The organism is Pseudomonas sp. NPDC087612, from assembly GCF_044743505.1.
Taxonomy (GTDB): domain Bacteria; phylum Pseudomonadota; class Gammaproteobacteria; order Pseudomonadales; family Pseudomonadaceae; genus Aquipseudomonas.
Genome location: NZ_JBIUWO010000001.1, coordinates 596,824 through 620,415, shown reverse-complemented (window position 1 = coordinate 620,415; position 23,592 = coordinate 596,824). Strand labels below are relative to the sequence as shown.

The following is a 23,592-nucleotide window of genomic DNA, read 5'->3' as shown; positions in this document are numbered from 1 at the left end:
TCACAACAACAACGAGGGACGCCGCATGCACTCATTCAGTTTTGCTACCACCGCGCAGATCCTCTGCGAAGCCGGCGCCGCCTTGCGCCTGGCCAGCCTGTGCCGCGAGCGGGGGGCGCGGGCGGTGTTGATCGTCACCGACCCGGGCATTGCCCGCCTGGGTTTGCTCGAGCCACTGTTGCCCGCTTTTGCCCAGCAAGGCCTGGCCGTAGAGGTGTTCGACCAGGTGCAGGCCGACCCGCCGCAAGCCTGTGTGCTGGAGGTGGTGTTGCAGGCGCGGGCGATGCACGCCGACCTGATCGTCGGCTTTGGCGGCGGCAGCTCCATGGACGTCGCCAAGCTGGTGGCGCTGCTGGCGCACCCGCAATGCCAGCAACTGCTCAGCGATATCTATGGCGTCGACCAGGCCCGTGGCCGGCGCTTGCCGTTGATCCAGGTACCGACCACCGCCGGCACCGGTTCGGAAGTCACCCCGATTGCCATCGTCACCACTGGCGAGCACAGCAAGATGGGCGTGGTCTCCAACCTGTTGCTGCCCGATCTTGCGCTGCTCGACGCCGACCTGACCCTCGGCCTGCCGCCAGCCGTTACCGCTGCGACCGGCATCGACGCCATGGTTCATGCCATCGAAGCCTACACCAGCAAGCTCAAGCGCAACCCGTTGTCCAACCTGCTGGCCCGCGAGGCGTTGAAGTTGCTGGCGGGCAATCTTGACCAGGCGGTGCACAAGGGCAGCAACCGCGAGGCGCGCCAGGCCATGTTGCTGGGCGCGTGCCTGGCCGGCCAGGCGTTTGCCAACGCGCCGGTGGCGGCGGTGCATGCGCTGGCCTATCCGCTGGGCGGGCATTTTCATATCCCCCACGGGCTGTCCAACGCCCTGGTGCTGCCCCATGTGCTGCGCTTCAACGCTGAAGCGGCGGCGCCCTTGTATGCCGAGCTGGCGCCGCTGCTGCTGGGTGAGCGCCTGCGCGCCGGCGATGTGCACAGCCTCACCGCGCAGTTGATCGATGAGCTGGCGGAACTGAGCCCGCGCTGCGGCCTGCCGAGCCGTTTGCGCGATGCCGGTGTGCCCGAAAACAGCCTCGAACAGCTGGCCCGCGATGCCATGCAACAGCAACGCCTGCTGGTCAACAACCCGCGCGAGGTCAGTGAAGCCGATGCCCTGGCGATCTACCGGGAGGCGTTCTGATGGAGCAGCCCGGGCGCGAGGCCTTTAGCCACTTCCAGCCGATCACCACGCGCTGGCACGACAACGACGTCTATGGCCACGTCAATAACGTCGTTTACTACAGCTTTTTCGACAGCGCGGTGAACAGCTACCTGATCGAGCACGGCGGGCTGGATATCCACCAGGGTGAAGTGATCGCCTTGGTGGTCAATTCCAGCTGCGACTACTTCGCCTCGATCGCCTTTCCCGAGCGCATCGAGGTCGGCCTGGCGGTGAGCAAGCTGGGCAACAGCTCGGTGCACTACCGCCTGGGCATCTTCAAGGCCGGGCAGCCGCAGGCCTGCGCAGTGGGGCGCTTTGTTCACGTATTTGTCGAGCGCGCCAGCAACCGCCCGCTAACCATCCCTGAACCCCTGCGGGCGGCATTGGGCCGTTTGCGTTGTGACTGACTGGAGTACATCGCCATGCAAGACGCCGTAATTGTCTCAACCGCGCGCACGCCGATTGCCAAGGCTTTTCGCGGCGCCTTCAATGACTTCAAGGCGCCGTCGATGAGTGCCGTGGCCATTCGCGCGGCGGTCGAACGCGCCGCCATCGAGCCCGCCGAGATCGACGACCTGGTGCTGGGCACCGCCATGCAAAGCGGCACCGCTGCGACCAACCTGGCGCGCCTGTCGGCGCTGGCGGCGGGCTTGCCGCTGTCGGTCAGCGGCCAGACCATCGACCGCCAGTGCGCCTCGGGGCTGATGGCGATTTCGATTGCCGCCAAACAGATCATGGTCGACGGCATGCAGGTGGTGATCGGCGCCGGCCAGGAGCAGATCAGCCTGGTGCAGAACGCCCATATGCAGGCCGCAGCGGCCGAGCAGGACGCAAGCGTAGTGCGCATGGCCGAGCATGCCTACATGCCCATGCTGCTCACTGCCGAGCTCGTCGCCAAGCGCTACGGCATCAGCCGCGAAGCCCAGGATGCCTATAGCCTGCAATCCCAGCAGCGCACGGCAGCAGCCCAGGCAGCGGGGCTGTTTGCCGATGAGGTCGTGCCGGTCAGCGTGCGCAAGAAAGTCGTCGACAAGCTCAGCGGGGCGATCAGCTACCAGGACGTGCAGCTGACCCAGGATGAAGGCAACCGCCCGCAAACCACCTTGGCGGGCCTGCAAAACCTGGCGCCGGTGCGCGAAGGCGGCTGTATCACCGCCGGCAACGCCAGCCAGTTGTCTGACGGCGCCAGTGCCAGCGTGCTGATGAGTGGGGCGCTGGCGGCGCGTAGCGGGGTCAGGCCACTGGGCCTGTATCGCGGCATCGCCGTGGCCGGCCTGGCCCCCGAGGAGATGGGCATCGGCCCGGTGCTGGCGATCCCCAAGTTGCTGCGTCAGCACGGTTTGCGCGTCGATGACATCGGCCTGTGGGAAATCAACGAAGCCTTTGCCTGCCAGGTGCTGTATTGCGCGCAAACCCTGGGCATCGACCCGGCGCGGCTCAACGTCAATGGTGGCGCCATCGCCATCGGCCACCCCTACGGCATGAGTGGCGCGCGCATGGTCGGCCATGCCTTGCTCGAAGGCCGGCGCCGTGGCGTCAAGTACGTGGTGGTGAGCATGTGCGTGGGCGGCGGCATGGGCGCCGCCGGCTTGTTCGAAGTGCTCTGAAACCCTCAGCGCCCGCGATAGGCCCCGGGCGCGCAGGCGAACCAGCGCAGGCAGGCGCGGTGAAAACTCTGCACGTCGCTGTAGCCGAGCTGGTCGGCGATCTGCACCAACTCAAGCTCACTGCCGTGCAGCAGGTCTTCGGCGCGGTAGCGGCGGTATTCGTCCAATAGCTCGGTATAACTCCAGCCCAGTGCTTTCAGGCGCCGGGCCGCGGTGCGTTCGAGCAGGTGCTGGTGGCTGCAGAATGTCGGCCAGCGCTCGCTGTCGGCAAGGCTCACGGCCAGGTGGTCGCTGGCCAGTTCCAGCAGGGTCGGCTGGCTGTTGCGCTGGGTTTGTTGCAGCAGCTCCACCAGCAACTGTTCCAGTGCCTGGTTGCCCGGCGTCAGCGCCTGTTCGAACACCCCTGGGTCAAGGCCGATGCCATGTTCGGCGTGGCCCCAGCTCACCGCCGTGCGCCAGGCGTGCGGATGCACGCGGGTGTCGGCCGGCGCCGGGTGGGCCAGCTCGATGGCGATGATCGGGTCCTGCTCCAGGCCGCTGGCCAGCAGTTTGCGGCGCAGTAGGCTGCACAGGCTGGTGAGCATGTAATCGGTGATCGGTGCTGTGGCCTTGAGGCTGCCGCAGTCCTGCAGGCGCAGGCTGACCTGGCCATTTTTACGCTCGATGCGGGCACGGAAATGGCCGTTGAAAAACGGAAAGTACTCGACAAAGTAGGCGCAGGCGCTGTCCAGCGAGGCGGCGACATCGAACAGGTAGGTCAGGCCGTTGGTGGCGGTGGAAACAAAACGCCGGCCGGCGGCCAGGCCGATAAAGGGGTCGTGGCTTTCGCTCAGGGCCAGGGTCCAGAAGCGCCGCGACAGCAGCAACGGCACGCGCAGGAACGGCGTGCGCAACTCGAACAGGCTACGGCGAAACACTGCCTCGATCAGCGTTTGGCTCACCCCGCGTTGCTGCAGTTCCTCGATGGCTGGCAGCAGGGTCGGGGCGTAGAAGGCATTGGGCGGCACGGGCTTCATGAGCGGCTCACCAGCAATTGTTGATCGACACTGAGGATAGCCGCGATCATCGCCTGCGCCGCGGGTGTCAGGCTGTCGCCGGCGCGGCTGACGATGCCGTACTGCAGCTGCAGGTCAGGGTCGTTGGCATCCACATCGACGAAGCTCAGCAGCTGGATCTCACCGGCCTCGACCCGTTCGTGCAGGGCTTCGGCGGTGGCCAGGCCAATGGCGTCCGAGCGCATCACCACCCGGCGAATGGCATCGAACTGCGCACATTCGACGCTGGTGACAAAGTCTTGGGTACCCTGGGCGCGGGCGAGGATCTTGCGGATTATCGGCGGGATGCGCGTGCCGGCGAACGGGTAGTCGAGCAGGGCCCTGAGGGTGAGCCCGGCGCGCGCGGCCAGCGGGTGCCCGGCCCGGCAGAAAAACCGCCCGCGCCGTGGCCGCAGCGCCTGCACCTGGTAGCGCGGGTCGTCCTTGAAGTAGCGCGAGTCGGCCACCAGGAACTCGATCTGCTGCTCCTTGAGCCAGCTGCCCAGTTGCTCCCAGTCGCCCTGGTGAAAGCGCGCGCGCACCAGCGGGTGGTCGTGAATGAACTGCGCCAGCGCCTCGGGCACCAGCAACTGGGCCGGGTAGGGGCCGCTGCCGAAACTCAGCTCGCCGCCTTCCAGGCCGTTGTATTGCAGCAGCTCGTTGTGCAGGCTCTGGCTGCTGGCCAGCAGGCGCCGGGCGTGTTGCAGCACCAGTTGGCCCTGACCGGTCAGGCGAAATTCACGGCTGCCACGCTCGACCAGGGCGCAATCCAGATCGCGTTCCAGGGTCTGGATGCTGCGGCTGAAGGCCGGCTGGCTAAGGTTGACGGCATCGGCAGCGCGCACGAACCCGCGATAATCGGCCAGGGCCACGAAGTGGCGAAGTTGTCGAAGGTCCATCATGCGCCCCTTGCATGCTACGGATACTTTTTATGCATTTGATCGATAGTGTAGCCGCTGGCATAACTCAGGGCCTGATCATTTTGCGTGACCTGCCATGCTTGCTTCGCCCTATGTCTGCGCCGCCTTGACCCGCACCCTGGTCGCTCATGCCCAGGGCTGCGGGCTGCCTGTGAACCTGCTGTTGCAACGGGCCGGCATGGAGCCTGCGCAGTTGCACGGGCAAAGCCGGATAGGGGCGGCGCAGGTCGAGCAGCTGTTGCGCGAATGCGAGGCCGCTGGCGCCGGTCATGAGTTCGGGTGCGAGCTGGTCCCGGGCATGGCCACCCATTCGCTGCAGGGGTTGAACATCCTGCTCGACTCGGCCGCCACCGTCGGCGACAGCCTTGAGTGTTTTATCCGCTACCTGCCACTGGTGACCAACTGCCTGCTGGTCAGCCTGGAGGCGTCGAGCCTGCACCTGCGCCGCTATCAGCAGCAACCCCATCACTACATGCTCGACGCCGTGGTACTGAGCCTGGTGCGCAACATCGCCCGACGCGCCGGGCGCACGCCGGCGCAGGTGTTCACTCAGGTCAGCGTGCTACCGCAGCAGGCGGCAGGACGCTGGTTGCAGGGCTGGGGCGTGGCGGTGGTCAGTGGCCCATGGTTGAGCCTGCAACTGGCGCCGGGCGCGCTCGAACTGGCGTTGCCCGGTGCCAATGCTTTTCTGCACCAGGGCATGCTGCGCCAGTGGCAAGGCGCGGGCCTGGCCGAGGTACGCGAAGACAGCCTGCACCTGGCTCGCCACTGGCTGGCGGCGGGCGACCAGCCCATCGAGCGAATTGCCGAACGCCTCGGCTACCGCCAGCCGAGCAATTTCATCCGGGCCTTTCGCAAGCAGTTCGGGGTCACGCCCAAGCAGTTTCGCCTGAGCGGATTGCAACCGGCCTAGGGGCATTTTTCGCAACGCCTTGATGATCGTTTTTTGTCGTGCGCCGCTTGCGTGTGGCGGCGGGCGCTTGGGCATCTTGATCGGGCTTGATCCCTATTGGAGCTCGATAATGACAACAACAAGCTCAACCCCATCACCTTTGCTGCTGACCTTGTTGGCGGCCTGCGCAGTACCGGCACAGGCCGCCAGTTTCGACATCAATGAAGACTGGAGTTTCACCACCCGCAGCACCTTGAGCCTGGGCAGCAGCTGGTCGACCCAGAGCCCCGACCGCCACCTGATGACCCGCGCCAATGCCCTGCAGGCCCAGGGCGTGAACGCCGATGGCACGGGCGTGAGTGCCGACGATAACCGCCTGAACTTCAAGAAGGGCGACCCGATCTCGCAAACCTTCAAGGGCCTGACCGATTTCAGCCTCGACGGCCAGGGCCAGGGCGCCTTTGTGCGCCTGAAGTACTGGTACGACCATGCCTATGAAACCGGCGACGGCCGCTTCAAGGATTTCGACGACAGCGGCTGGGATGACCTGGCCAGGTTCCAGGGCCTGCAAGTGCTCGACGCCTACCTGTGGAAAGACTTCGAGCTGGCCGGTCATCCGCTGAGTTTCAAGCTTGGCAAGCAGGTGCTGTCGTGGGGTGAGGCGCTGCTGATCCAGAACGGTATCAACGTCATCAACCCGCTGGACATCACCGCCTTCAACCGCCCCGGGGTCGAGATCAAGGAAGGCCAGCTGCCGGTGGAGATGCTCTCGTTCAGCTTCGGCGTATCTGACACTCTCAACCTTGAAGGTTTCTACCAGTACAACTGGCGCCCCAGCGTGCTCGATGGCTGCGGTACCTTCTTTGCCGGCAGCGATGTCATCCAGCCGGGCTGCGGGCCGCTGTACCTGGGCCAGGTGCTCACTGACCAGCAGATGCAGGCCAGCGGCCTGTACGCCAGTGCGCGTGGCAACGAGTCGCCGTCCGACAACGGCCAGTTCGGTTTTGCCCTGCGCCAGATGCTGCCGGCGCTCAATGATGCCGAGGCGGCGCTGTACTTCATCAACTACCACTCGCGCCTGCCGTACCTGACCCTCGATGCGCGCAACACCGCGCTGCCAGGGAATTTTCCCGGGGGCGGGCAGGGGCCTTCGTACGCTGCGGCCTTCCCCGAGAACATCCGCCTGTACGGGCTGAGCATCAACGGCGTCGAGCCCAACAGCGGTATATCGCTGGCGGCCGAGCTAAGTTATCGGCCGAACATGCCGCTGAGTTTCAACGCCCCGGATGTCACCACCGCGGTGGTCTCCGGAGCGGCCGGCAACTCGTGGGTGCAGTTGCCCGAGGGCTTCAACATCCGCGCTGGCGATCGCCTGGATGGCTGGGAACGCAAAGGCGTGTGGCAACTGACCAGCTCGGCGACCCAGGCCATCGACAACGTGCTCGGCGCCACCCGCCTGAGCCTGTTCGGTGAAGTCGGCGTGGTGCATATCGACGGCCTCGGTGACGAGCGCCTGGGCCGCAATGCCGCCTTTGGCCGCAGCGCGCCGCGCAACGGCAGCACATGCAACAGCGTCGCCTCCGCAGTGACCAACCGCTACTGCACCGACAAGGGCTTTGCCACCGACTGGTCCTGGGGCTATCGCCTGCGTGCCAGCCTTGAATACAGCGATGTGTTGCCCGGCGTGAACCTGATTCCGGCGGTCAACTGGCGCCATGACGTCGAGGGCTATTCCTACGACCCGCTCGGGCCGTTCCAGGAAGGCCAGCAGGCCCTGGGCCTGAGTCTTACCGCCAACTACCTCAACGATTACAGCGTGGAGCTGGCTTACAACAGCTTCTTCGGTTCCAACCACTACAGCACCCTTGATGACCGTGATTTTGCCTCGGTCAGCTTCAAGGTCGATTTCTAAGGAGAACAATAAAAATGCGTATCCATCCCCTGTTGTTGGCCCTGACCTGCGTCAGCGCCCTGGCCCAGGCCAAGAGCACAGACCTCGGCCCGTTGGACAAGACCCTCACACCCATGGGCTCGGAGCGCGCCGGCAATGCCGACGGCAGCATCCCGGCCTGGACCGGCGGCCTCGACAAAACCGCCGGCAGCCTCGATGGCAACGGCGGCTACAGTGACCCGTTCGCCAGTGAAAAGCCGCTGTTCACCATTACCGCGCAAAACCTCGGGCAGTACCAGAGTGCGCTCAGCCCCGGCCAGATAGCGATGTTCAAGCGCTACCCGGGCAGCTACCAGATGCCGGTGTACCCGACCCATCGCAGTGCGCGTTTGCCCGCTGCGATACTTGCCGACAGCCGCAGCAACGCCAGCAAGACCACTCTCGCCGATGGCGGCAACGGCCTGCACGACTACACACGCGGTATTCCATTCCTGCTGCCGACCGAAGGCATGGAGGTGATGTGGAACCACATGACCCGCTGGCGTGGTGGCAGCTTTGAGCGCTTCAGCAGTATTGCCCTGGTGCGTGAGAACGGTGCGGTCAGCTATATCCGCGCGCAGTCGCTGGTAAGTTTTGCCCAAGCGGTCACCGGCCTTGAGCCCAACGCCAATGTGCTGTTCATGTTCAAGAGCCGGGTGCTGGAGCCGGCGCGCCTGGCCGGCGAGACCGTGCTGGTGCACGAACCGCTCGACCAGGTCGTCGAGCCGCGTGCGGCCTGGCAATACCTGCCGGCGCAACGGCGAGTGCGACGGGCGCCGATGCTGGCTTATGACAACAGCGCGCGCTACAGCAACGGCCTGATCACCGCCGACAATATCGATGGCTTCAATGGCGCGCCGGACCGCTTTGACTGGAAGCTGATCGGCAAGCAGGAGTTGTACATTCCCTACAACAGCTATCGCCTGGGCAGCCGCGCCGTGAAGCTTGATGAACTGGTCAAGCCCAACCACATCAACCCGGCCTATACCCGCTATGAAAAGCATCGGGTCTGGGTGGTCGAAGCCACGCTCAAGCCCGGTGCCCGGCATATCTACAGCAAGCGCAGGTTTTATCTGGACGAAGACAGCTGGCAGATCGCCCAGGTGGATCAGTACGACAGCCGCGGCGAGTTGTGGCGCAGCTCGGAGCTGCATGCGATCCAGCACTATGATCACGACTTTACCTACAACGTGCTGGAGACTTCGTACGACCTGATCTCCGGGCGTTATTACGCCGGTGGCTTGAGCAACGAAGAGAAGGCGCCGATGCGCGTAGGGTTTACTGCCAGGACTGACGATTACACCCCTTCGCAATTGCGCCGCTGGGCCAAGTAGCACACGAGCCCTGCGGGCTCGATCGCCGGCAGGACAGGTGTACACAGATTTATTGTGGGAGCTGGCCTTGCCAGCGATGAGGCCAGTGCAGCCAGCACTTCAGGTGCTGACTGGATTACGACCCCTGCGGGCTCGATCGCCGGCAGGACAGGTGTACACAGATTTATTGTGGGAGCTGGCCTTGCCAGCGATGAGGCCAGACCAGTCAGCACATAAGGTGTTGGCAGGAATGCGACCCCTGCGGGCTCGATCGCCCCATTGGACTGGGGTGCCCCGATTTATTGTGGGAGCTGGCCTTGCCTGCGATAGGGCCAGTCCAGTCAGCACATCAGGTGTTGGCAGGAATGCGACCCGAGCTCGATCGTCGGCAAGGCCGGCCCCCACAGGTTCGGTGTACACCGAACCATTGTGTGTGGGCTTGACCCGCGATGGGTCCCTCAAGGCGTAACGATATTGAACTGCGGGCTGAAGCTGTCGAGGGTGCCCAGCAGTTCGGCGATTTTCTTGCCGTTGCCTTCGACCTTGATCAGGCCTTTTTGCATCGCCGTCGGGAAGTCCAGTTGCTTGAGGCTGATCTGTTCAAGGGTCGCCTTGTTCATGCTCAAGCTGGCATCGGCCTTGGGGTTCAGGCCCGCGCGGTGGGTCAGCACGCCATTGCGCAAGGTCAGGTTGTAGGCCTGGTCCGGGTCGGTAAAGCTCCAGTTCAGGTTCAGGTCATGGCCCACCGCCTTGTCGACATCGACGCGCACCGCCATGTAGTCGAAGAACATGTCCGCGGTCAGCGCCCGCACCATGTCCACCGACACCGAACTGCCCGCCTGGCTCGGCGGGCCATCGCGCAGTTCCATGGCTCCGGTCAGGTACATGTTGCGCCAGGTGGCGTTCTCGCTCTGGTAACCGAGCTGTTCCAGCGCTTGCGCCTGAGCGCTGCGCGCCTGGGCGTTGTCGGGCTCGGCAAACAGCAGCTGGTTGCCCAGTTGCACCGCCCAGCGGTACTCGCCCTTGTCCATCGCCGCATGCACCTTGGCCAGCACCGCCTCGCCGCCGCCCATGGCCTGGACATAGTGCCGGGCGCTCTCGACCGGCGGCAGCGGGTTGAGGTTGGCCGGGTTGCCGTCGTAAAAGCCCATGTAGCGCTGGTACACCGCCCGCGCGTTGAAGCTCAGCGAGCCGTAGTAGCCACGGGCGTACCACTTGTTCGCCAGCTCCCCGGGCAGGGTCTGCATGTTCTGCGCGATTTCCATCGGCGTCAGGCCCTGGTTGAGCAAGTGCAAGGTGCGGTCGTTGAGGAAGGCATACATGTCGCGCTGGTCGGCGATCAGCGTACGCACTTGCTCTGCGCCCCAGGTCGGCCAGTTGTGCTGGCCGAACAGCACCTCGGTCTTGTCGCCGTAACGGCTCAGGCTGGCGTCCAGGTACTGCGACCAGGCCTTGGCGTCACGTACCTGGGCGCCGCGCGGGGTGAGAATGTTGTGCAGGGTCTGCACCGCGTTTTCGGCAATGCCCAGGGCCTTGAACTGCGGCAGGTACAGGTTCATTTCCGCTGGCGCTTCGGTGCCCGGGGTCAGCTGGAACTCAAGTTCAATACCGGCCACGGTGCGGGTCTCGTAGGGCTTGCTGATCAGCTCGGTGGGTTCGATCAGGGTGATGGTGCCACCGGTGGTCAAGCCCTTGCCGATCCCGGTGTCGACCTGGCCCTGGGGCCCGCGCGGCAGGTACAGGCCGAACTGGTACTGGGCGCGCCGGCTCATGGCGTTGCCGGCATAGACGTTCTCGCTCATCACGTGTTCCATGAAGCCGCTGGGGGCGAACACCTTGACCTTGCCGGCCTTGACGTCGGCCTCGTCGATGACCCCGCGCACGCCGCCAAAATGGTCGGTGTGGCTGTGGCTGTAGATCACCGCCACCACCGGTTTTTGCGGGCGGTTCTGGTAGTACAGCTGCAGCGCGGCGCGGGCGGTTTCGGCGGTGGTCAGCGGGTCGATGAGGATCAGCCCGTCGTCGCCTTCGATGATCGTCATGTTGGCCAGGTCCAGGCCGCGCACCTGGTACAAACGTGGCGCGACCTCGAACAAGCCGGCATGGGCGTTGAGCTGTGCCAGGCGCCAGAGGCTGGGGTTGACGCTGTCGGGGCTGTCTTGGGCGGCGAGAAATTTGTAGTCCTCAAGGCTCCATACCGGCTTGCCGGCGGCATCGCTGATCTTGCCGGTGAACGGCGCAACCAGGCCACGGGTAGCGGCCTGGTAATCGGCGCGGTCGGCAAACGGCAGTTGGCTCAGCACAGCGGCATTGCTGCTGCGCGTCGGTTCGCTGGCGCTGGCCGGGGCCTGGGCGGCGTGCAGGGGCTGGCTCAGGCACCACGCTGTGATCAGGCAGGCCAGGCGGGTACGTGGGTGCAGGGTTGGGAAGGGCATGGCAACTCCATTTTTTGTCGTTATGGCACACCCTTTCGAGCCTAAGGCTCGGGTGCGGGCCGCCAACAAGCCGCGGACGACAAAAACCATGCAGGGCGCTGTTCAGGGCGCTGAGCCACCCTGGCGCTCGGCCACCGCGCGCAAGGTGCGCAAGGACACGCTGGGGGCATCGAGGACGAACTGGTTGGCCAGCCACGAGGGAATGTCGCCGGCCGGATCGGCCTGCAGTTGGTAGGTCACTTCGGTGAGTTGCTCGCCCTTGGGCACGAAGGTCCACAGGCCCTGGAGCTGGCGCACGCGGATCTGCCCCGGCACATGCTTGACCATGCCCGGCACGGCCTTGATGCGCCGTACCAGGCTGCCGTCGTCGCGGCGCTCGCTCTGCACCTGGATGACCATGTCGCGGGTGCTGGCCGGCCAGGGCAGGGCGGTGGTCAGGTAGACCCAGGTGCTGTCGCCCTCGACCTTGAGCAGGCGCATGTCGGCGCAGCCGTACAGCCATTTGCAGGCAACCCGCAGGTTTTCCTGCAGCTCGCTCAAGGTCGACACGCTGGCCTTGATCAACGCCACGCCGCGAAACTGCTGGTAGGGCGAACCCGGCACCTCGCTGAGGTACACCTGGATGCCGTCTTCATCCTGCGCCAGGTGCCACTGTTCAGTGGCGCTGGCGCCGCTGCTGAGGGCCAGCAACAGGCACAAGACAAGGCGAAGGCGCATGAACAGGCTCCAGCGGTTGGGCGACTGTTCAGAGCATAGTGCCTGGGATCAGATCCGGACGAGCCGGCCCTTGTGTTCGGCCTGCAAACGGTCACCGCGGCCGAACAGCTTGTGGCGCAAGGTTCCGTCTTCATATGCCGTGGGATAACGGCCACGGCGTTGCAGCTCGGGCACCACCTGCTCGACCACCGCGTGCAGGTCGTCGGGCACTACCGCATAGGTGAGGTTGAAACCGTCGATACCGGTGTGGTCGAGCCAGTCTTCCAGTTGATCGGCAATCTCTGACGCTGAACCGAGCAACACCGGGCCGCGGCCGCCGAGGCTGACGAACTCGGCCGCTTCGCGCACGGTCCAGCGCCGGTTCGGGTCGGCCTTGGTGAACACCGCCAGGGCAGTGCGGCCGGCGTCGTTGTCGATGTATTCGATCAACGCGTCGGGGTCGACCCCTGCGAAGTCGATGCCGGTCCAGCCCGACAGCAGGGTCAGCGCCGCCTCGACGTCCACGTACTGGCGGTACTCCTGCAGCCTGGCCTCGGCCGCCTGGCGACTGTCGGCGACGATCAGCAACGCCTGGGCGTAGATCAGCACGTCCTGTTCAGGCCGGCCGGCGTCGCGGGTGGCCTTGCGGATGCTTTTTACATAGCCGCTCAGCGCCGCCTGGGTCGGCGCGCTGATAAACACGCATTCGGCATGGTCGGCGGCAAAGCGCAGGCCGCGCGGCGAGGCGCCGGCCTGGAACAGCACCGGCGTGCGCTGCGGCGAAGGCTGGCTCAGGTGAATGCCGGGCACCTGGAAGTGCGCGCCCTGGTGGTTGATCGGGTGCACCCGGGCCGGGTCGAGGAACTGGCCGCTTGCACGGTCCTGCACCACGGCATCGTCGTCCCAGCTTTTTTCCCAGAGCTTGTACAGCACCTGCAGGTATTCCTCGGCCAGCTCGTAGCGCTCGTCGTGGCCCAGTTGCCGCGCCAGGCCGAGGTTGCGTGCGGCGCTGTCGAGGTAACCGGTGACGATGTTCCAGCCCACCCGCCCGGCGCTCAGGTGATCGAGCGTGGACATGCGCCGGGCGAAGGGGTACGGGTGCTCGTAGGTCAGCGAAAAGGTGATGCCAAAGCCCAGGTGTTCGGTGACCCCGGCCATGGCCGGGACGATCAGCAGCGGGTCGTTGACCGGTACCTGCACGCCGCCGCGCAGGGCGCCGTCGGCGCTGCCCTGGTAGACGTCATAGATACCCAGCACATCGGCAATGAACAGCGCATCGAACAGCCCGCGTTCGAGCAGGCGGGCGAGGTCGGTCCAGTAACCCAGGCGATTGAAATCGACGCTGGTGTTGCGCGGATGGCGCCACAGCCCGGGGGACTGGTGGGTGGCGGCGTTCATGCTGAAAGCGTTGAAGCGGATGGTCTTGGACATGGTCTGTACTCAGGGCAGGACCGACACCGGGTAGACCGCATCGGCCACCTTCAGCGCTTTGGGGATCAGGCCCAGGCCCTGGAAGGTATCGGCAAGCTTCTGCTGCTCGGCGGTGATTTTTGCGTCAATGGCCACGGCGTTGTAGTTGCGCCGCTCGCTGGCCACCTGCAGCACATCGGCGCCGATACCCAGTTGCGGTGCCAGCAGGGCAGCGACTTCGTCGGGCTTCTGGTTGGCCCAGCTGCTGACCTTGGCCAGTTCGCTGAAGAAGGTCTTCAGCAGCGCGCGGTTGTCGTCGGCAAAGGCCGCCGAGGACAGGTAGAAGGTGCGGTTGTTGGACAGCCCGCTGCCGTCGCGCAGGTTCTTCAGGCCCGGTTGTTTTTCGGCGGCGGCGAGGAACGGGTCCCACAGGGTCACGGCCTGGACGCTACCGGACTGCAGTGCGGCCACGGCGTCGGCGGCATTGTTGACGTAGGCCGGGGTGATGTCCTTGTAGCTCAGGCCGGCATCCTGCAGGGCCACGGCCAGCAGGTACTGGGCGTTCCAGCCGCGACCGGTGGCCACGCGCTGGCCCTTGAGGGCGGCGACGTTGGCGATGTGGTCCTGGTCGCGCACCACCAGGCCGATGCCCTTGGGGTAGGGCTGCTCGGCGGCCAGGTACACCACCGGCTTGCCGGCAGCCTGGGCAAATACCGAGGGTGCATCGGCGGCATGGCCAAGGTCGATGGCGCCGGTGCTCAGCGCTTCAAGCAGCTGCGGGCCGGCGGCGAATTCGTACCAGCTGACTTTCACCCCTTGTGGCTCCAGGGCTTTTTCCAGGGCGCCGCTGCCTTTGAGGATGTTGATGCTGTTGAACTTCTGGTAGCCGATGCGCAAGGTCTTGCTCGCTTCGGCATGGGCCAGCGGGGCGGGCAGGATCAGCGCCGCCAGGGCGGCAAACAGGCCGCCGGTGAGCAGGCGACGCAGAGGGGAATGGGGCGTGTGCGACATGGGCGGACTCCTGGGATTCAAGGGCAAGGCATGCCCGAAAATATAAGGAGCCCGCGCAGGCCCTTCAATTTGTTTATTCCAAATTGTTAGATTGTTTTGTTATTTTTATATCCTTTTATTTTATTGATTCAGAACTGCAACTGCACACCCAGCGAGTAGCCAGCCTGATTACCCTCGCTATGGGCAAAGCGGCTGTTGACCTCGGCAAACACCCCCAACTGCTCGGTGAACATCAACTGCGCGCCCACTTGCGCGCGACCAAAGTCCTTGTCGACGCTGCCCATGTCCGCTACCCGCACACGGCCGTCGGCATTGCTGGTGAGGTCGATCTCGTCCAGGCGGCCATCGGCCAGTTCGCGTACCCAGCGCACGCTGGCGTAGGGTTGCAGGGCCATGTTCGCCCCCAGGCCAACGCTGCCATGCAGGCGCCAGCCGAGGCTGGCTTCGAGGGCGTCGTAGTTCTGCTTTTCGTAGCCCAGGGCAGTGCGCAGGGCCTGGTCTTCGTGGAAGTCATCGATGCGATAGTGCATGTAGTCCAGGCCCGCCACCGGGCCGGTCTTCAAGGCGCCGAAGCTGAAGTCGTAGCCGCCGTCGAGCCGCGCGCCCCAGAACCACGCCGAGGTGTCGCCGGACAGGCGCTGGTCGAGCAGCACCGGGCCGTTGCTGGCCTGGATGTACACCGAGCGCTTGGTATCAAAGCTTGTATGCCCGGCGCTCAGCTCGCCGGCCAGCCATTGCGGGCCGCCGTCGTTGAGCAGGGCAAACAGCCCGGCCTGCCAGGCGTCGCCTTCGATGCGCCCGTCGTGGTCGAGGGCGTCGCGGCTGCGCTGGAAGCTCAGGCTGGCACCGACAGTCAGGGCGTCATTGAGACGGTAATCGCCAACGCCATAAACGCCCACGCGTTTCGACTCGGGGTTGCCCGGCGCATCGAAACCGCTGTCTGGCGAAACTTCGCCTTCGACACCCACTTCACCATCAAAGCTGCCGACCGCCCGTGTGGCGTCCAGCAGGCTCAGCCAGCGGCGGTCATGCAGGCGGGTCAGGGCCTGGTGCTGGCGTTGCAACTGGTCTTCCATCTGCCGCGCCATAGCGCCGCCGGAGGCGGTAGAGGCGAGCAGGTCGGCGTTGGTCAGTTCCAGCACCAGGCGTGTCAGCAACCGCGAGAAGTCGCTCAGGCGCTGGTCGATGCGCTGCTGGCCGAAGGCGTTGGTCAGCACTTGCTGGTTGTCTTCAGCCGGGTCGTGCCAGGTCGAGCCGCCGGGGATCGCCGGGTTGTCGGTCTGCTCGTAGCCGTCCAGTTCACCCAGCTCCCAATTGGTGGCCTCGATGAACAGCACCGGCACGTTGAGGCTGTTGAAGCTTTCGCCGTCGCTGCAGCAGCCGGTGCCGGCCGGGTATTCGGGGTTCAGGCCGGGGTTGGTGAACAGCGCGATGTTCATCTCCTGGGCGATGCGCAGCAACTGGTCGCGGTAGGCGCCCAGGGCCGGGTTGGCGATGCTGTTGCTGGCGGCGTGGGCGTACATCTTGTCGCCGGTGATCAGGCTGTCGAGGTTGATCATGCCCAACAGGTTGGCGCGCTGGCTGTCGCTCAATGACGCGACATAGGCGCGCGAACCGCGCAGGCCTTCTTCTTCGGCACCAAAACCGACCACTTCCAGGCCGTTCTCCAGGGCCACGCCGCCCAGGTTGCGGGCGATCTCGGTGAGCACGGCGGCGCCCGAGGCGTTGTCGTCCAGGCCTTGCAGGGTAGGGCGGCCGAAGTAGGTGTCGTAGTGGGCGCCGAGCACCACGTAGGTGCTGTTCTGGCCCGCGGCGGAGGCGATGACGTTCTGCGAACTGCGGTTGCCGGCCCAGGTGAAGTCCTGGCGGCGGGTCTGGTAGCCGAAGCCCAGTTGCGTTTGCATCAGGGCGGTAGCACCTTCGAAACTGGCGGTACCGCGGTAACGTCCGGGGTAGTCGTTGATCAGACGGTCCAGGGTCTGCCCGGCATATTGCCCATATTCATAGGCGCTGGCGCCGGAGGACAACATTGCACAACCCAGGCTTACAGCGACTGCTAACGGTTTGAACACGGCACTTTTCCTTATGTGTCGTTACGAAAGGCGCATCATAGGATGCGTCGCCTCGCAGTAAGCAGGATGTGTACCGTTTTGTGACTGATGTAGGAAATTAACGGCATGAAGGTTCAGATCAAACCTGCACTTGAGCGTGAAAAACAACACTTTGAGGCGATGCTTCCGGAGTATTTGCGCGAACTCGGTGTCGACGGGGACTACCCTTATTTACCGCTCTACTGGCAGGAGCCAGGGCGATTTGCCTACCTGCTGCTGGTTGAGGACGAAATAGCAGGGTTTGCCCTGGTTCGCCAGCAGCCAGAGCGCGCGGTGTACGAACTGGCCGAGTTCTATGTCGTCAGTGCCTATCGCCTGGCAGGGGTCGGCCATGCTGCGGCGCAGGGGCTGTTCGATTTGCACCGTGGCCCGTGGGAGCTATCGGTACTGGCGGACAACTTCGCCGGCCTGCGCTTCTGGCCAAGGGTCTTGCCGGCGGGGGCACATGCCGAAACCATTGAGACGCCCGAAGGGGTGCAATACACCCAGTTCGAGTTTGTCAGTGTTTAGCCGGCCAACTGGGCCAGCAACGCGGCGATCGCCACCTTGGCCACCTGCGCATCCTGCTCGGACCTGACCCCGGAAACACCCACCGCGCCGATCACCTGGCCGTCCACCCGCAGCGGCACGCCGCCTTCGAGGGTGGCGTTGAGCACCGGCACCGAGAGAAAGGCCGTGCGCCCGCCGTTGATGATGTCTTCGTAGACCTTGCTGTCCTTGCGCCCCAGAGCCGCGGTGCGGGCTTTTTCCTGGGCGATGTAGGCGCTGATCGGCGGGCAGCCGTCCAGGCGTTCGAGGGCCAGCGGGTGGCCGCCGTCATCGACCACGGCGATGCTCACCGGCCACTGGTTGGCCTGGGCTTCGACGCGGGCGGCGGCAAGCAGTTGCGCGACTTCGTGTTGGGTCAGTACGGCCTTGCTGAGCATGGGGAGGGCTCCACGAGTGAGAGGCGAGCAGGATGCGTCATTATTACCGTAGACGTTGCCGGATGTTTCTTGTCACTGCCTGCGACAACAGGCCGCACCCCGTAATTACTGGGATACAGACGTACGGGGCGCTGCGCGCTGGAACCTGCGTCCACCACCATGACAAAATGCGAAGGTTTCTCGACATGCCCTCTATCCAGGGGCTGGCACCTTCCCGAAAGGATGGTTACATGACTGATTTACTGACCCGGCGCCAGGTTGTTGCCGGGATCAGCCTGCTGGGCCTCGGCGCCCTTGCAGGTTGCGACCCCCGTTCCGGTGGCGCGCTGGACTTCAAGTACGGCAAGGACATGAGCAACAAGATCCTCGGCCGTTCGTTCAAGCTCAAGGATACCCAAGGCAACGTCCGTACCCTCTCGAGTTTCTGGGGTTCGATGCCGATGGTGTTCTTCGGTTTCACCCAGTGCCCGGCGGTGTGCCCGACCACCCTGGCGCGCGCGGTGCAGATCAAGAAGCTGATGGGCCGCGATGCAGGCTTTTTGCAGGTGGTGTTCATCAGCCTCGACCCCGAGCGCGATACCCCCGAGGTGCTCGACGCCTACGTCAAGGCCTTCGACCCCTCGTTCGTGGCGTTGTCCGGCACCCTCGAAGAAACCGCGGCAGCCGCCCGCGAGTTCGGTGTGTTCTACGAGAAGGTGCCCGCCGGCGATACCTATACCATCTCGCACACCTCGACCAGCTACGTCTTCGATTCCCGCGGCCAGCTGCGCCTGGGCCTGTCCCATTCGCTCAATGCAAAAGAGTGCGCAGAAGACCTGCTCACTGTCATGGAGGTGTGTTAATGCTTCGCAACCCTGTCAAACGTACCCTGGCCGCGCTGGCCCTGATCGGCCTGGCCCTGCCGGCCATGGCCGAAACCACCGTCAGCGACGCCTGGGCGCGTGCTACCGTGCCCAACCAGAAGTCCAGCGGTGCTTTCATGACCCTCACCGCCAGCACCGACAGCAAGCTGCTCAGCGTCGCCTCGCCGGTGGCCAGGACCGTGCAGGTGCACCAGATGACCATGGAAAACGACGTGATGAAAATGGGCGAGGTCGACAGCCTGCCGCTGCCGGCCGGCAAGGCGGTGAGCCTTGACCCCAACGGTTATCACGTGATGCTCATGGACCTCAACCAGCAACTCAAGGAAGGCGAGCACGTGCCGCTGACTCTGGTGGTCGAGGATGCCAAGGGCGTCAAGCAGCGCATTGAAGTGAACGCGCCGGTGCGGGCGTTGAATGCGCAAGCCATGCATGGGCATGATCACCAGCCTATGCAGCACTGATAGAGGGCTGCTGCGCAGCCCATCGCTGGCAAGCCAGTTCCACAGTTCGGTGGATGCTGGCTTGACCCGCGAGCGTTTCAGCGCCGCCGGCGCCTGCCGGTGACCATCGACAGCGGCAGGTTCTCCTTCAGCCGCCAGCTCTCGAACAGCGCCGCCGCAATGTGCAGGCACACCAGCGCCAACAGGGCATCGGCCATCAACTCGTGAATATCGCGCAGGCCGTCGTCGCCCCAGAAGTAATAGATCTCTTCCATCATGAAACCGCTGACGCCAAGGCCGGCCATCAGCAGCAACATCAGCACCATCACCAGCGCGCCCAACGGCGAATGGCCGAGGCGGTGGTAGTCTTGGCCGCTGAACAGGGCCTGCAAGTGCCACTTCAAGCGCGTGGGCGTTGGCCAGAAGTGCGCCCAGCGCGCCGCCGGGCTGCCGACAAAGCCCCAGACACTGCGCAGCAGCACGATCGCCAGGCCGTAATAACCCAGCCAGCGGTGCCAGCCATCGCCTTCTTCGGTGAGAAAATAGCCGCCGACAAACACCACCACCAGCGACCAGTGGCACAGGCGCACCAGCGGGTCCCAGAGGCGCAGGCTATCGTCGCTCACCTCAGTCGATCTCTTCCTTCACCTTTTTACCGGTGACCGGGTCGAAGTAGATCTCGACTTTTTTACCGTCTTTGTTCTTGCCGTAGATCTCGTAGCAATTGCCCTTGGTGACCTTGAACTCCTTGATCTCGTAGCCCTGCTTTTTCAGTTCTTCCTGAAAGTTGTTCTGGTCCTGCCATTGGTTCTTTTCAGCAGTGCTGCATTCGGTCTTGGCCAGGACGGCGGGGCTGATGACCAGCAGTGAGACAAGCAGAAGATGACGCATGACGAGTCCTCGGGTTGTCGAACAGGGGTGCCCGTTTGAGCTTATGCCAGGCTTGGCGACTTCGCTAGCGCCTCGTCCACCAGCTCGATCCAGTGCCGCACCGGGGTGCGCCCGGCGCCGTCAAGGTGGGTCTGGCAGCCGATATTGGCACTGACGATGACATCCGGCCGGCCGCTTTCCAGGGCATCGAGCTTGTTGTCGCGCAGTTGCCTGGCCAGTTGCGGCTGGGTCAGCGAATAGGTGCCCGCCGAGCCGCAGCACAGGTGGCCGTCGGGCACATTGCTGAGGTTGAAATTCAGGCGCTTGAGCAGGGCCTCGACGCTGCCGCCAAGCTTCTGCGCATGCTGCAGGCTGCACGGGCAATGCACCGCCAGCAGCTGGCCGCTGTGGCAGGCCAGTTTATCCAGGGGCTCGGCCGCGACGACCTCGACCAGGTCCCTGGCCAGTTCGCTGACCCGCCGGGCTTTGCTTGCGTACTGCCCATCGCCGTGCAGCAGCTTGGCGTAGTCCTTGACGAAGGCGCCGCAACCGCTGGCGGTTTGCACGATGGCTTCGGCGCCGGCCTCGATGGCCGGCCACCAGGCGTCGATGTTGTGCCGGGCGCGTTCAAGGCCACGGGCTTGGGCATCGAGGTGATAGTCGACAGCGCCACAGCAGCCGGCTTGGGGCGTGGCGGTGACGCTGATGCCCAGGCGATCGAGCACCCGCGCCGTGGCGGCGTTGGTGTTGGGCGACAGGCCCGGTTGCACGCAGCCTTCAAGCAGCAGCACCCGCCGCTCATGGTGCGCTTGCGGGCGCGCCTGGGCCGTGGCTGCCGAGCGCGGCAGCTTGGCCTTGAGCGCTGCCGGCAGCAGGCTGTCGACGCTGCGCCCCAGTTGCACCAGGCGCTTGAACGCTGTCGGGTGGCTGGCCAGGTTACGCAGGCCGCTGCGCAAGGCCCGCTGCAGCGGCGGGCGGGCCACCGCCTGGTCGACCACGGCGCGGCCGATGTCCAGCAGGTTGTGGTAATCGACCCCGGACGGGCAGGTGGTTTCGCAGTTGCGGCACGACAGGCAGCGGTCCAGGTGCAGTTGGGTCTTGGCGCTGGCCGGCTGGCCTTCGAGCACCTGCTTGATCAGGTAGATGCGCCCGCGCGGGCCGTCCAGTTCGTCGCCGAGCAACTGGTAGGTCGGGCAGGTGGCGTTGCAAAAGCCGCAGTGCACGCAACTGCGCAGGATGCGCTCGGCCTCTTCGGCGCGGGCCAGACGCTTGGCGGCATCGCTCAGGGTGGTTTGCATGGCTCAGATCTCCGCGTACATCCGCCCGGGGTTGAAGATCCCTTGCGGGTCGAGGCGCTGCTTGAGTTGTTGGTGATAGCGCAGCAAGGCCGCGGGTAGCGGCTGGAACGGGCTGTCGCTGGCGCTGTAGCAGGTGGCATGGCCGCCCAGTCGGCTTGCAGCCGCGCGAATGGCCTCGGCCGGGGCCTCGGACTTGAGCCAGCGCTGGGCACCGGCCCAGTCCAGCAGTTGCTCGCCGGGCAGCTCCAGCAGCGGGCTGTGGTTGGGCAAGGATATGCGCCACAGCGGGCGCGGGTCGGCGAAAAACCCCAGGCGCTGGTGGTTCAGGTCTTGCCACCAGCAAGCCTTGAAGCGCTCGCCGCCGAGCCGGTCGCGGGCGGCCTTGACCGAACCTTCACCGCCTTCAAGGCGCAGGCGCAACACATTGCCGTCATGGCAGGCGGCGCTGATCGGCAGCGGTTGCTGGCCCCATTGCGCCAGTTTCAGCAGGGCTTGCTGCGGGTCGAGCTGCAGGGCGATGTGCGCGTCGCAGCGCGGCTTGGGCAGCACTTTGAGCGACACCTCGCTGATCAGCCCCAGGCAGCCGAAGCTGCCGGCCATCAGCCGCGACAGGTCGTAGCCGGCGACGTTCTTCATCACCTCGCCGCCAAAACGCAGGTGCAGGCCCAGGCCGCTGATCACCCGGGTGCCGAGCACGTAGTCGCGAACCGAGCCGGCCCAGGGCCGGCGCGGCCCCGACAGCCCGGCAGCGAGCATGCCGCCGAGGGTGGCGCCGTCGTCACTGTGCGGCGGCTCGCAGGGCAGCATCTGCCCGGCGGCCTCAAGCGTCGCCGTCAATTCCGTCAGCGGCGTGCCGGCGCGGGCGGTGATCACCAGCTCCGTCGGGTCGTAGTTGACGATGCCGCGGTGCTCGCGGGTATCGAGCTCGATCCCGGCTACCGGGCGGCCGAGATAAGCCTTGCTGGCGCCGCCTCGAATGCGCAAGGGCGTGCCCTCGGCGCGGGCCTGGTTGACCTGTTCGAGCAGCGCCTGGCTGGCATCGTTGTTGTGCGCCAGCATCAGAAGCGCTCCAGCTCGGGGAAGGGCAGTTGCCCGGCGTGCACATGCATGGCGCCAAACTCGGCGCAGCGCTGCAGGGTGGGGATGTTCTTGCCGGGATTGAGCAGGCGATGGGGGTCGAAGGCGGCCTTGACTGCGTGGAACAGGGTCAGCTCGTCGCTGCTGAACTGCGCGCACATCTGGTTAATCTTCTCGCGGCCGACGCCATGCTCGCCGGTGATGCTGCCACCGACACTCACGCACAGTTCGAGAATCTCGCCGCCAAAGGCTTCGGCGCGCTCCAGCTCGCCGGGCTGATTGGCATCGAAGAGGATCAGCGGGTGCATGTTGCCGTCGCCGGCATGAAAGACGTTGGCCACCCGCAGATCGTATTTATGCGATAGCGCGGCGATGCGTTGCAGCACATGGGGCAACTCGCGGCGTGGGATGGTGCCGTCCATGCAGTAATAATCGGCTGAAATTCGCCCGACCGCCGGAAAGGCGTTCTTGCGCCCGGCCCAGAACTTCACCCGCTCCACCTCGTCACGGGCCTGGCGTACTTCGCTGGCACCGGCCTGTTCGAACAGGGTACGTACCCGCTCGCAATCGTCGTGCACATCGGCTTCGACGCCATCCAGCTCGCACAGCAGAATCGCCTCGGCGTCGACCGGGTAGCCGGCATGAATGAAGTCTTCAGCGGCGCGGATCGCCAGGTTGTCCATCATCTCCAGGCCACTGGGAATGATCCCGGCAGCGATGATGTCGCCAACCGCGCGCCCGGCTTTTTCCACCGAGTCGAAAGCCGCCAGCAGCACCTTGGCCACCTGCGGCCTGGGCAGCAGCTTGACCGTTACTTCGGTGATGATCCCGAGCATGCCTTCGGAGCCGGTGAACAGCGCCAGCAGGTCAAAGCCCGGGGCGTCGAGGCTGTCGGCACCGAGGGCCAGGCATTCGCCTTCAACGGTAAGGATCTCGACCTTGAGCAGGTTGTGCACGGTCAGGCCATATTTCAGGCAGTGCACGCCGCCGGCATTTTCGGCGACGTTGCCACCGATCGAGCAGGCGATCTGCGACGACGGGTCGGGTGCGTAGTACAGCTCATAAGGCGCGGCGGCCTGGGAAATCGCCAGGTTGCGCACCCCTGGCTGCACCCGCGCGGTGCGCGCAGCGGGGTCGATGGCGAGGATCTTGTTAAAACGCGCCATCACCAGCAGCACGCCTTTTTCCAGAGGTAGGGCGCCGCCCGAGAGGCCGGTGCCGGCGCCACGGGCGACCACCGGTACCTTGCGGGCAAAACACAGCCTGAGAATGCCTTGCACCTGCTCGAGGGTATGCGGCAGCAACACCAGCAGCGGCAGTGTGCGGTAGGCCGAGAGGCCATCGCATTCGTAGGGCTTGAGGTCTTCCTCGGCGTGGAGGATATCGAGATCGGGCAGTTCTGCCTGCAAGGCCTGCAGCAGCGCCTGCTTGTCGACGGCGGGCAGGGCACCATCGACGTTTTCGTCGTAAAGGATATTCATTGGCAGCCAGTCACCGGAATGTGCCAGAAGTTGCTGGAAATCGTAGACGATAAACAGCACCTGGCACT

General features: G+C 64.9%; 22 protein-coding genes. 9 read left to right on the top strand and 13 right to left on the bottom strand.

The window, feature by feature from the left end; all coding sequences use genetic code 11:
• The first annotated feature begins 25 nt into the window (after window positions 1–25).
• Genes ACIOVF_RS02720 through ACIOVF_RS02710 form a run of 3 tightly spaced genes read left to right on the top strand, consistent with a single transcriptional unit; the run spans window position 26 to window position 2,817 of the window.
• Window positions 26–1,189 (top strand): iron-containing alcohol dehydrogenase, encoded by a 1,164-nt coding sequence (locus ACIOVF_RS02720; protein ID WP_401287289.1) that lies wholly within the window; start codon window positions 26–28, stop codon window positions 1,187–1,189.
• Window positions 1,189–1,617: an acyl-CoA thioesterase gene (locus tag ACIOVF_RS02715; RefSeq protein ID WP_401287286.1), complete on the top strand. Its 429-nt coding sequence runs from the start codon at window positions 1,189–1,191 to the stop codon at window positions 1,615–1,617. Before ACIOVF_RS02720 ends, ACIOVF_RS02715 begins: the two co-directional genes overlap by 1 nt.
• Before the next feature lie 15 nt (window positions 1,618–1,632).
• A complete protein-coding gene (locus ACIOVF_RS02710) occupies window positions 1,633–2,817 on the top strand; it encodes an acetyl-CoA C-acyltransferase (RefSeq protein ID WP_401287283.1) in 1,185 nt (394 codons plus the stop codon).
• Window positions 2,818–2,822: 5 nt separating this feature from the next.
• Here ACIOVF_RS02710 and ACIOVF_RS02705 read toward each other — a convergent pair whose 3' ends face one another.
• Window positions 2,823–3,833: an AraC family transcriptional regulator gene (locus ACIOVF_RS02705; RefSeq protein WP_045194343.1), complete on the bottom strand. Its 1,011-nt coding sequence runs from the start codon at window positions 3,831–3,833 to the stop codon at window positions 2,823–2,825.
• A complete protein-coding gene (locus ACIOVF_RS02700) occupies window positions 3,830–4,750 on the bottom strand; it encodes a LysR family transcriptional regulator (protein WP_401287279.1) in 921 nt (306 codons plus the stop codon). The genes ACIOVF_RS02705 and ACIOVF_RS02700 overlap by 4 nt, the downstream gene beginning before the upstream one ends.
• 97 nt (window positions 4,751–4,847) lie before the next feature.
• On the opposite strand from ACIOVF_RS02700, the gene ACIOVF_RS02695 reads away from it, so the two are divergent.
• From ACIOVF_RS02695 to ACIOVF_RS02685, 3 genes are all read left to right on the top strand, one after another.
• Window positions 4,848–5,684: an AraC family transcriptional regulator gene (locus tag ACIOVF_RS02695; protein ID WP_093381243.1), complete on the top strand. Its 837-nt coding sequence runs from the start codon at window positions 4,848–4,850 to the stop codon at window positions 5,682–5,684.
• 109 nt (window positions 5,685–5,793) lie between these two features.
• The gene (locus tag ACIOVF_RS02690; RefSeq protein WP_401287276.1) at window positions 5,794–7,575 is read left to right on the top strand and encodes a DUF1302 domain-containing protein; all 1,782 of its coding nucleotides are present in this window, start codon (window positions 5,794–5,796) and stop codon (window positions 7,573–7,575) included.
• Between the two features lie 14 nt (window positions 7,576–7,589).
• Window positions 7,590–8,927 carry a DUF1329 domain-containing protein gene (locus tag ACIOVF_RS02685; RefSeq protein ID WP_258715344.1) on the top strand — a complete coding sequence of 446 codons (1,338 nt, stop codon included), beginning with the start codon at window positions 7,590–7,592 and terminating at the stop codon, window positions 8,925–8,927.
• A gap of 437 nt (window positions 8,928–9,364) precedes the next feature.
• Here the strand turns inward: ACIOVF_RS02685 and ACIOVF_RS02680 are convergent, their stop codons facing one another.
• From ACIOVF_RS02680 to ACIOVF_RS02660, 5 genes are all read right to left on the bottom strand, one after another.
• Window positions 9,365–11,341 carry an alkyl/aryl-sulfatase gene (locus tag ACIOVF_RS02680; protein ID WP_401287272.1) on the bottom strand — a complete coding sequence of 659 codons (1,977 nt, stop codon included), beginning with the start codon at window positions 11,339–11,341 and terminating at the stop codon, window positions 9,365–9,367.
• Between the two features lie 102 nt (window positions 11,342–11,443).
• Window positions 11,444–12,058 (bottom strand): START domain-containing protein, encoded by a 615-nt coding sequence (locus ACIOVF_RS02675; RefSeq protein WP_045194331.1) that lies wholly within the window; start codon window positions 12,056–12,058, stop codon window positions 11,444–11,446.
• 48 nt (window positions 12,059–12,106) lie between these two features.
• Entirely contained in the window at window positions 12,107–13,468 is a 1,362-nt protein-coding gene (locus tag ACIOVF_RS02670; RefSeq protein ID WP_401287269.1) for an LLM class flavin-dependent oxidoreductase, read from the bottom strand.
• A 9-nt stretch (window positions 13,469–13,477) separates the two neighbouring features.
• Complete coding sequence (locus tag ACIOVF_RS02665; protein WP_401287266.1) at window positions 13,478–14,458, bottom strand: aliphatic sulfonate ABC transporter substrate-binding protein; 981 nt, start codon at window positions 14,456–14,458, stop codon at window positions 13,478–13,480.
• A 128-nt stretch (window positions 14,459–14,586) separates the two neighbouring features.
• Window positions 14,587–16,530 carry an autotransporter outer membrane beta-barrel domain-containing protein gene (locus ACIOVF_RS02660; RefSeq protein ID WP_401287263.1) on the bottom strand — a complete coding sequence of 648 codons (1,944 nt, stop codon included), beginning with the start codon at window positions 16,528–16,530 and terminating at the stop codon, window positions 14,587–14,589.
• Window positions 16,531–16,635: 105 nt separating this feature from the next.
• On the opposite strand from ACIOVF_RS02660, the gene ACIOVF_RS02655 reads away from it, so the two are divergent.
• Entirely contained in the window at window positions 16,636–17,079 is a 444-nt protein-coding gene (locus ACIOVF_RS02655; RefSeq protein ID WP_401287260.1) for a GNAT family N-acetyltransferase, read from the top strand.
• Here ACIOVF_RS02655 and ACIOVF_RS02650 read toward each other — a convergent pair.
• Window positions 17,076–17,495, bottom strand: a complete 420-nt coding sequence (locus ACIOVF_RS02650; protein WP_401287257.1) for a heme-binding protein — start codon at window positions 17,493–17,495, stop codon at window positions 17,076–17,078. The two genes, ACIOVF_RS02655 and ACIOVF_RS02650, sit on opposite strands and share 4 nt — an antisense overlap.
• A gap of 230 nt (window positions 17,496–17,725) precedes the next feature.
• On the opposite strand from ACIOVF_RS02650, the gene ACIOVF_RS02645 reads away from it, so the two are divergent.
• The gene (locus ACIOVF_RS02645; protein WP_038995914.1) at window positions 17,726–18,337 is read left to right on the top strand and encodes an SCO family protein; all 612 of its coding nucleotides are present in this window, start codon (window positions 17,726–17,728) and stop codon (window positions 18,335–18,337) included.
• On the top strand, window positions 18,337–18,819 hold the full coding sequence (locus ACIOVF_RS02640; protein WP_093381268.1) for a copper chaperone PCu(A)C: 483 nt from the start codon (window positions 18,337–18,339) through the stop codon (window positions 18,817–18,819). Before ACIOVF_RS02645 ends, ACIOVF_RS02640 begins: the two co-directional genes overlap by 1 nt.
• 77 nt (window positions 18,820–18,896) lie before the next feature.
• Here the strand turns inward: ACIOVF_RS02640 and ACIOVF_RS02635 are convergent, their stop codons facing one another.
• From ACIOVF_RS02635 to glcD, 5 genes are read right to left on the bottom strand one after another with little or no spacing between them, the layout of a single operon-like run.
• Complete coding sequence (locus ACIOVF_RS02635) at window positions 18,897–19,424, bottom strand: cytochrome b/b6 domain-containing protein (protein ID WP_401287254.1); 528 nt, start codon at window positions 19,422–19,424, stop codon at window positions 18,897–18,899.
• Window position 19,425: 1 nt separating this feature from the next.
• Entirely contained in the window at window positions 19,426–19,689 is a 264-nt protein-coding gene (locus ACIOVF_RS02630) for a PepSY domain-containing protein (protein WP_045194315.1), read from the bottom strand.
• Window positions 19,690–19,730: 41 nt separating this feature from the next.
• Window positions 19,731–20,966: a glycolate oxidase subunit GlcF gene (gene glcF / locus ACIOVF_RS02625; RefSeq protein WP_401287250.1), complete on the bottom strand. Its 1,236-nt coding sequence runs from the start codon at window positions 20,964–20,966 to the stop codon at window positions 19,731–19,733.
• A gap of 3 nt (window positions 20,967–20,969) precedes the next feature.
• Window positions 20,970–22,025: a glycolate oxidase subunit GlcE gene (gene glcE, locus ACIOVF_RS02620; RefSeq protein WP_401287247.1), complete on the bottom strand. Its 1,056-nt coding sequence runs from the start codon at window positions 22,023–22,025 to the stop codon at window positions 20,970–20,972.
• Window positions 22,025–23,524: a glycolate oxidase subunit GlcD gene (gene glcD, locus ACIOVF_RS02615; RefSeq protein WP_401287244.1), complete on the bottom strand. Its 1,500-nt coding sequence runs from the start codon at window positions 23,522–23,524 to the stop codon at window positions 22,025–22,027. Before glcD ends, glcE begins: the two co-directional genes overlap by 1 nt.
• Window positions 23,525–23,592 lie beyond the last annotated feature (68 nt).

Bases quoted from the DNA above. Each gene is read 5' to 3' on its own strand.
- ACIOVF_RS02695 (WP_093381243.1), top strand. From the start codon at position 4,848: ATGCTTGCTTCGCCCTATGTCTGCGCCGCCTTGACCCGCACCCTGGTC.
- ACIOVF_RS02720 (WP_401287289.1), top strand. From the start codon at position 26: ATGCACTCATTCAGTTTTGCTACCACCGCGCAGATCCTCTGCGAAGCC.
- ACIOVF_RS02665 (WP_401287266.1), bottom strand. From the start codon at position 14,458: ATGTCGCACACGCCCCATTCCCCTCTGCGTCGCCTGCTCACCGGCGGC.
- ACIOVF_RS02645 (WP_038995914.1), top strand. From the start codon at position 17,726: ATGACTGATTTACTGACCCGGCGCCAGGTTGTTGCCGGGATCAGCCTG.
- ACIOVF_RS02685 (WP_258715344.1), top strand. From the start codon at position 7,590: ATGCGTATCCATCCCCTGTTGTTGGCCCTGACCTGCGTCAGCGCCCTG.
- ACIOVF_RS02650 (WP_401287257.1), bottom strand. From the start codon at position 17,495: ATGCTCAGCAAGGCCGTACTGACCCAACACGAAGTCGCGCAACTGCTT.
- ACIOVF_RS02655 (WP_401287260.1), top strand. From the start codon at position 16,636: ATGAAGGTTCAGATCAAACCTGCACTTGAGCGTGAAAAACAACACTTT.
- ACIOVF_RS02630 (WP_045194315.1), bottom strand. From the start codon at position 19,689: ATGCGTCATCTTCTGCTTGTCTCACTGCTGGTCATCAGCCCCGCCGTC.
- ACIOVF_RS02700 (WP_401287279.1), bottom strand. From the start codon at position 4,750: ATGGACCTTCGACAACTTCGCCACTTCGTGGCCCTGGCCGATTATCGC.
- ACIOVF_RS02680 (WP_401287272.1), bottom strand. From the start codon at position 11,341: ATGCCCTTCCCAACCCTGCACCCACGTACCCGCCTGGCCTGCCTGATC.
- glcE (WP_401287247.1), bottom strand. From the start codon at position 22,025: ATGCTGGCGCACAACAACGATGCCAGCCAGGCGCTGCTCGAACAGGTC.
- ACIOVF_RS02675 (WP_045194331.1), bottom strand. From the start codon at position 12,058: ATGCGCCTTCGCCTTGTCTTGTGCCTGTTGCTGGCCCTCAGCAGCGGC.
- glcF (WP_401287250.1), bottom strand. From the start codon at position 20,966: ATGCAAACCACCCTGAGCGATGCCGCCAAGCGTCTGGCCCGCGCCGAA.
- ACIOVF_RS02690 (WP_401287276.1), top strand. From the start codon at position 5,794: ATGACAACAACAAGCTCAACCCCATCACCTTTGCTGCTGACCTTGTTG.
- glcD (WP_401287244.1), bottom strand. From the start codon at position 23,524: ATGAATATCCTTTACGACGAAAACGTCGATGGTGCCCTGCCCGCCGTC.
- ACIOVF_RS02705 (WP_045194343.1), bottom strand. From the start codon at position 3,833: ATGAAGCCCGTGCCGCCCAATGCCTTCTACGCCCCGACCCTGCTGCCA.
- ACIOVF_RS02640 (WP_093381268.1), top strand. From the start codon at position 18,337: ATGCTTCGCAACCCTGTCAAACGTACCCTGGCCGCGCTGGCCCTGATC.
- ACIOVF_RS02670 (WP_401287269.1), bottom strand. From the start codon at position 13,468: ATGTCCAAGACCATCCGCTTCAACGCTTTCAGCATGAACGCCGCCACC.
- ACIOVF_RS02710 (WP_401287283.1), top strand. From the start codon at position 1,633: ATGCAAGACGCCGTAATTGTCTCAACCGCGCGCACGCCGATTGCCAAG.
- ACIOVF_RS02715 (WP_401287286.1), top strand. From the start codon at position 1,189: ATGGAGCAGCCCGGGCGCGAGGCCTTTAGCCACTTCCAGCCGATCACC.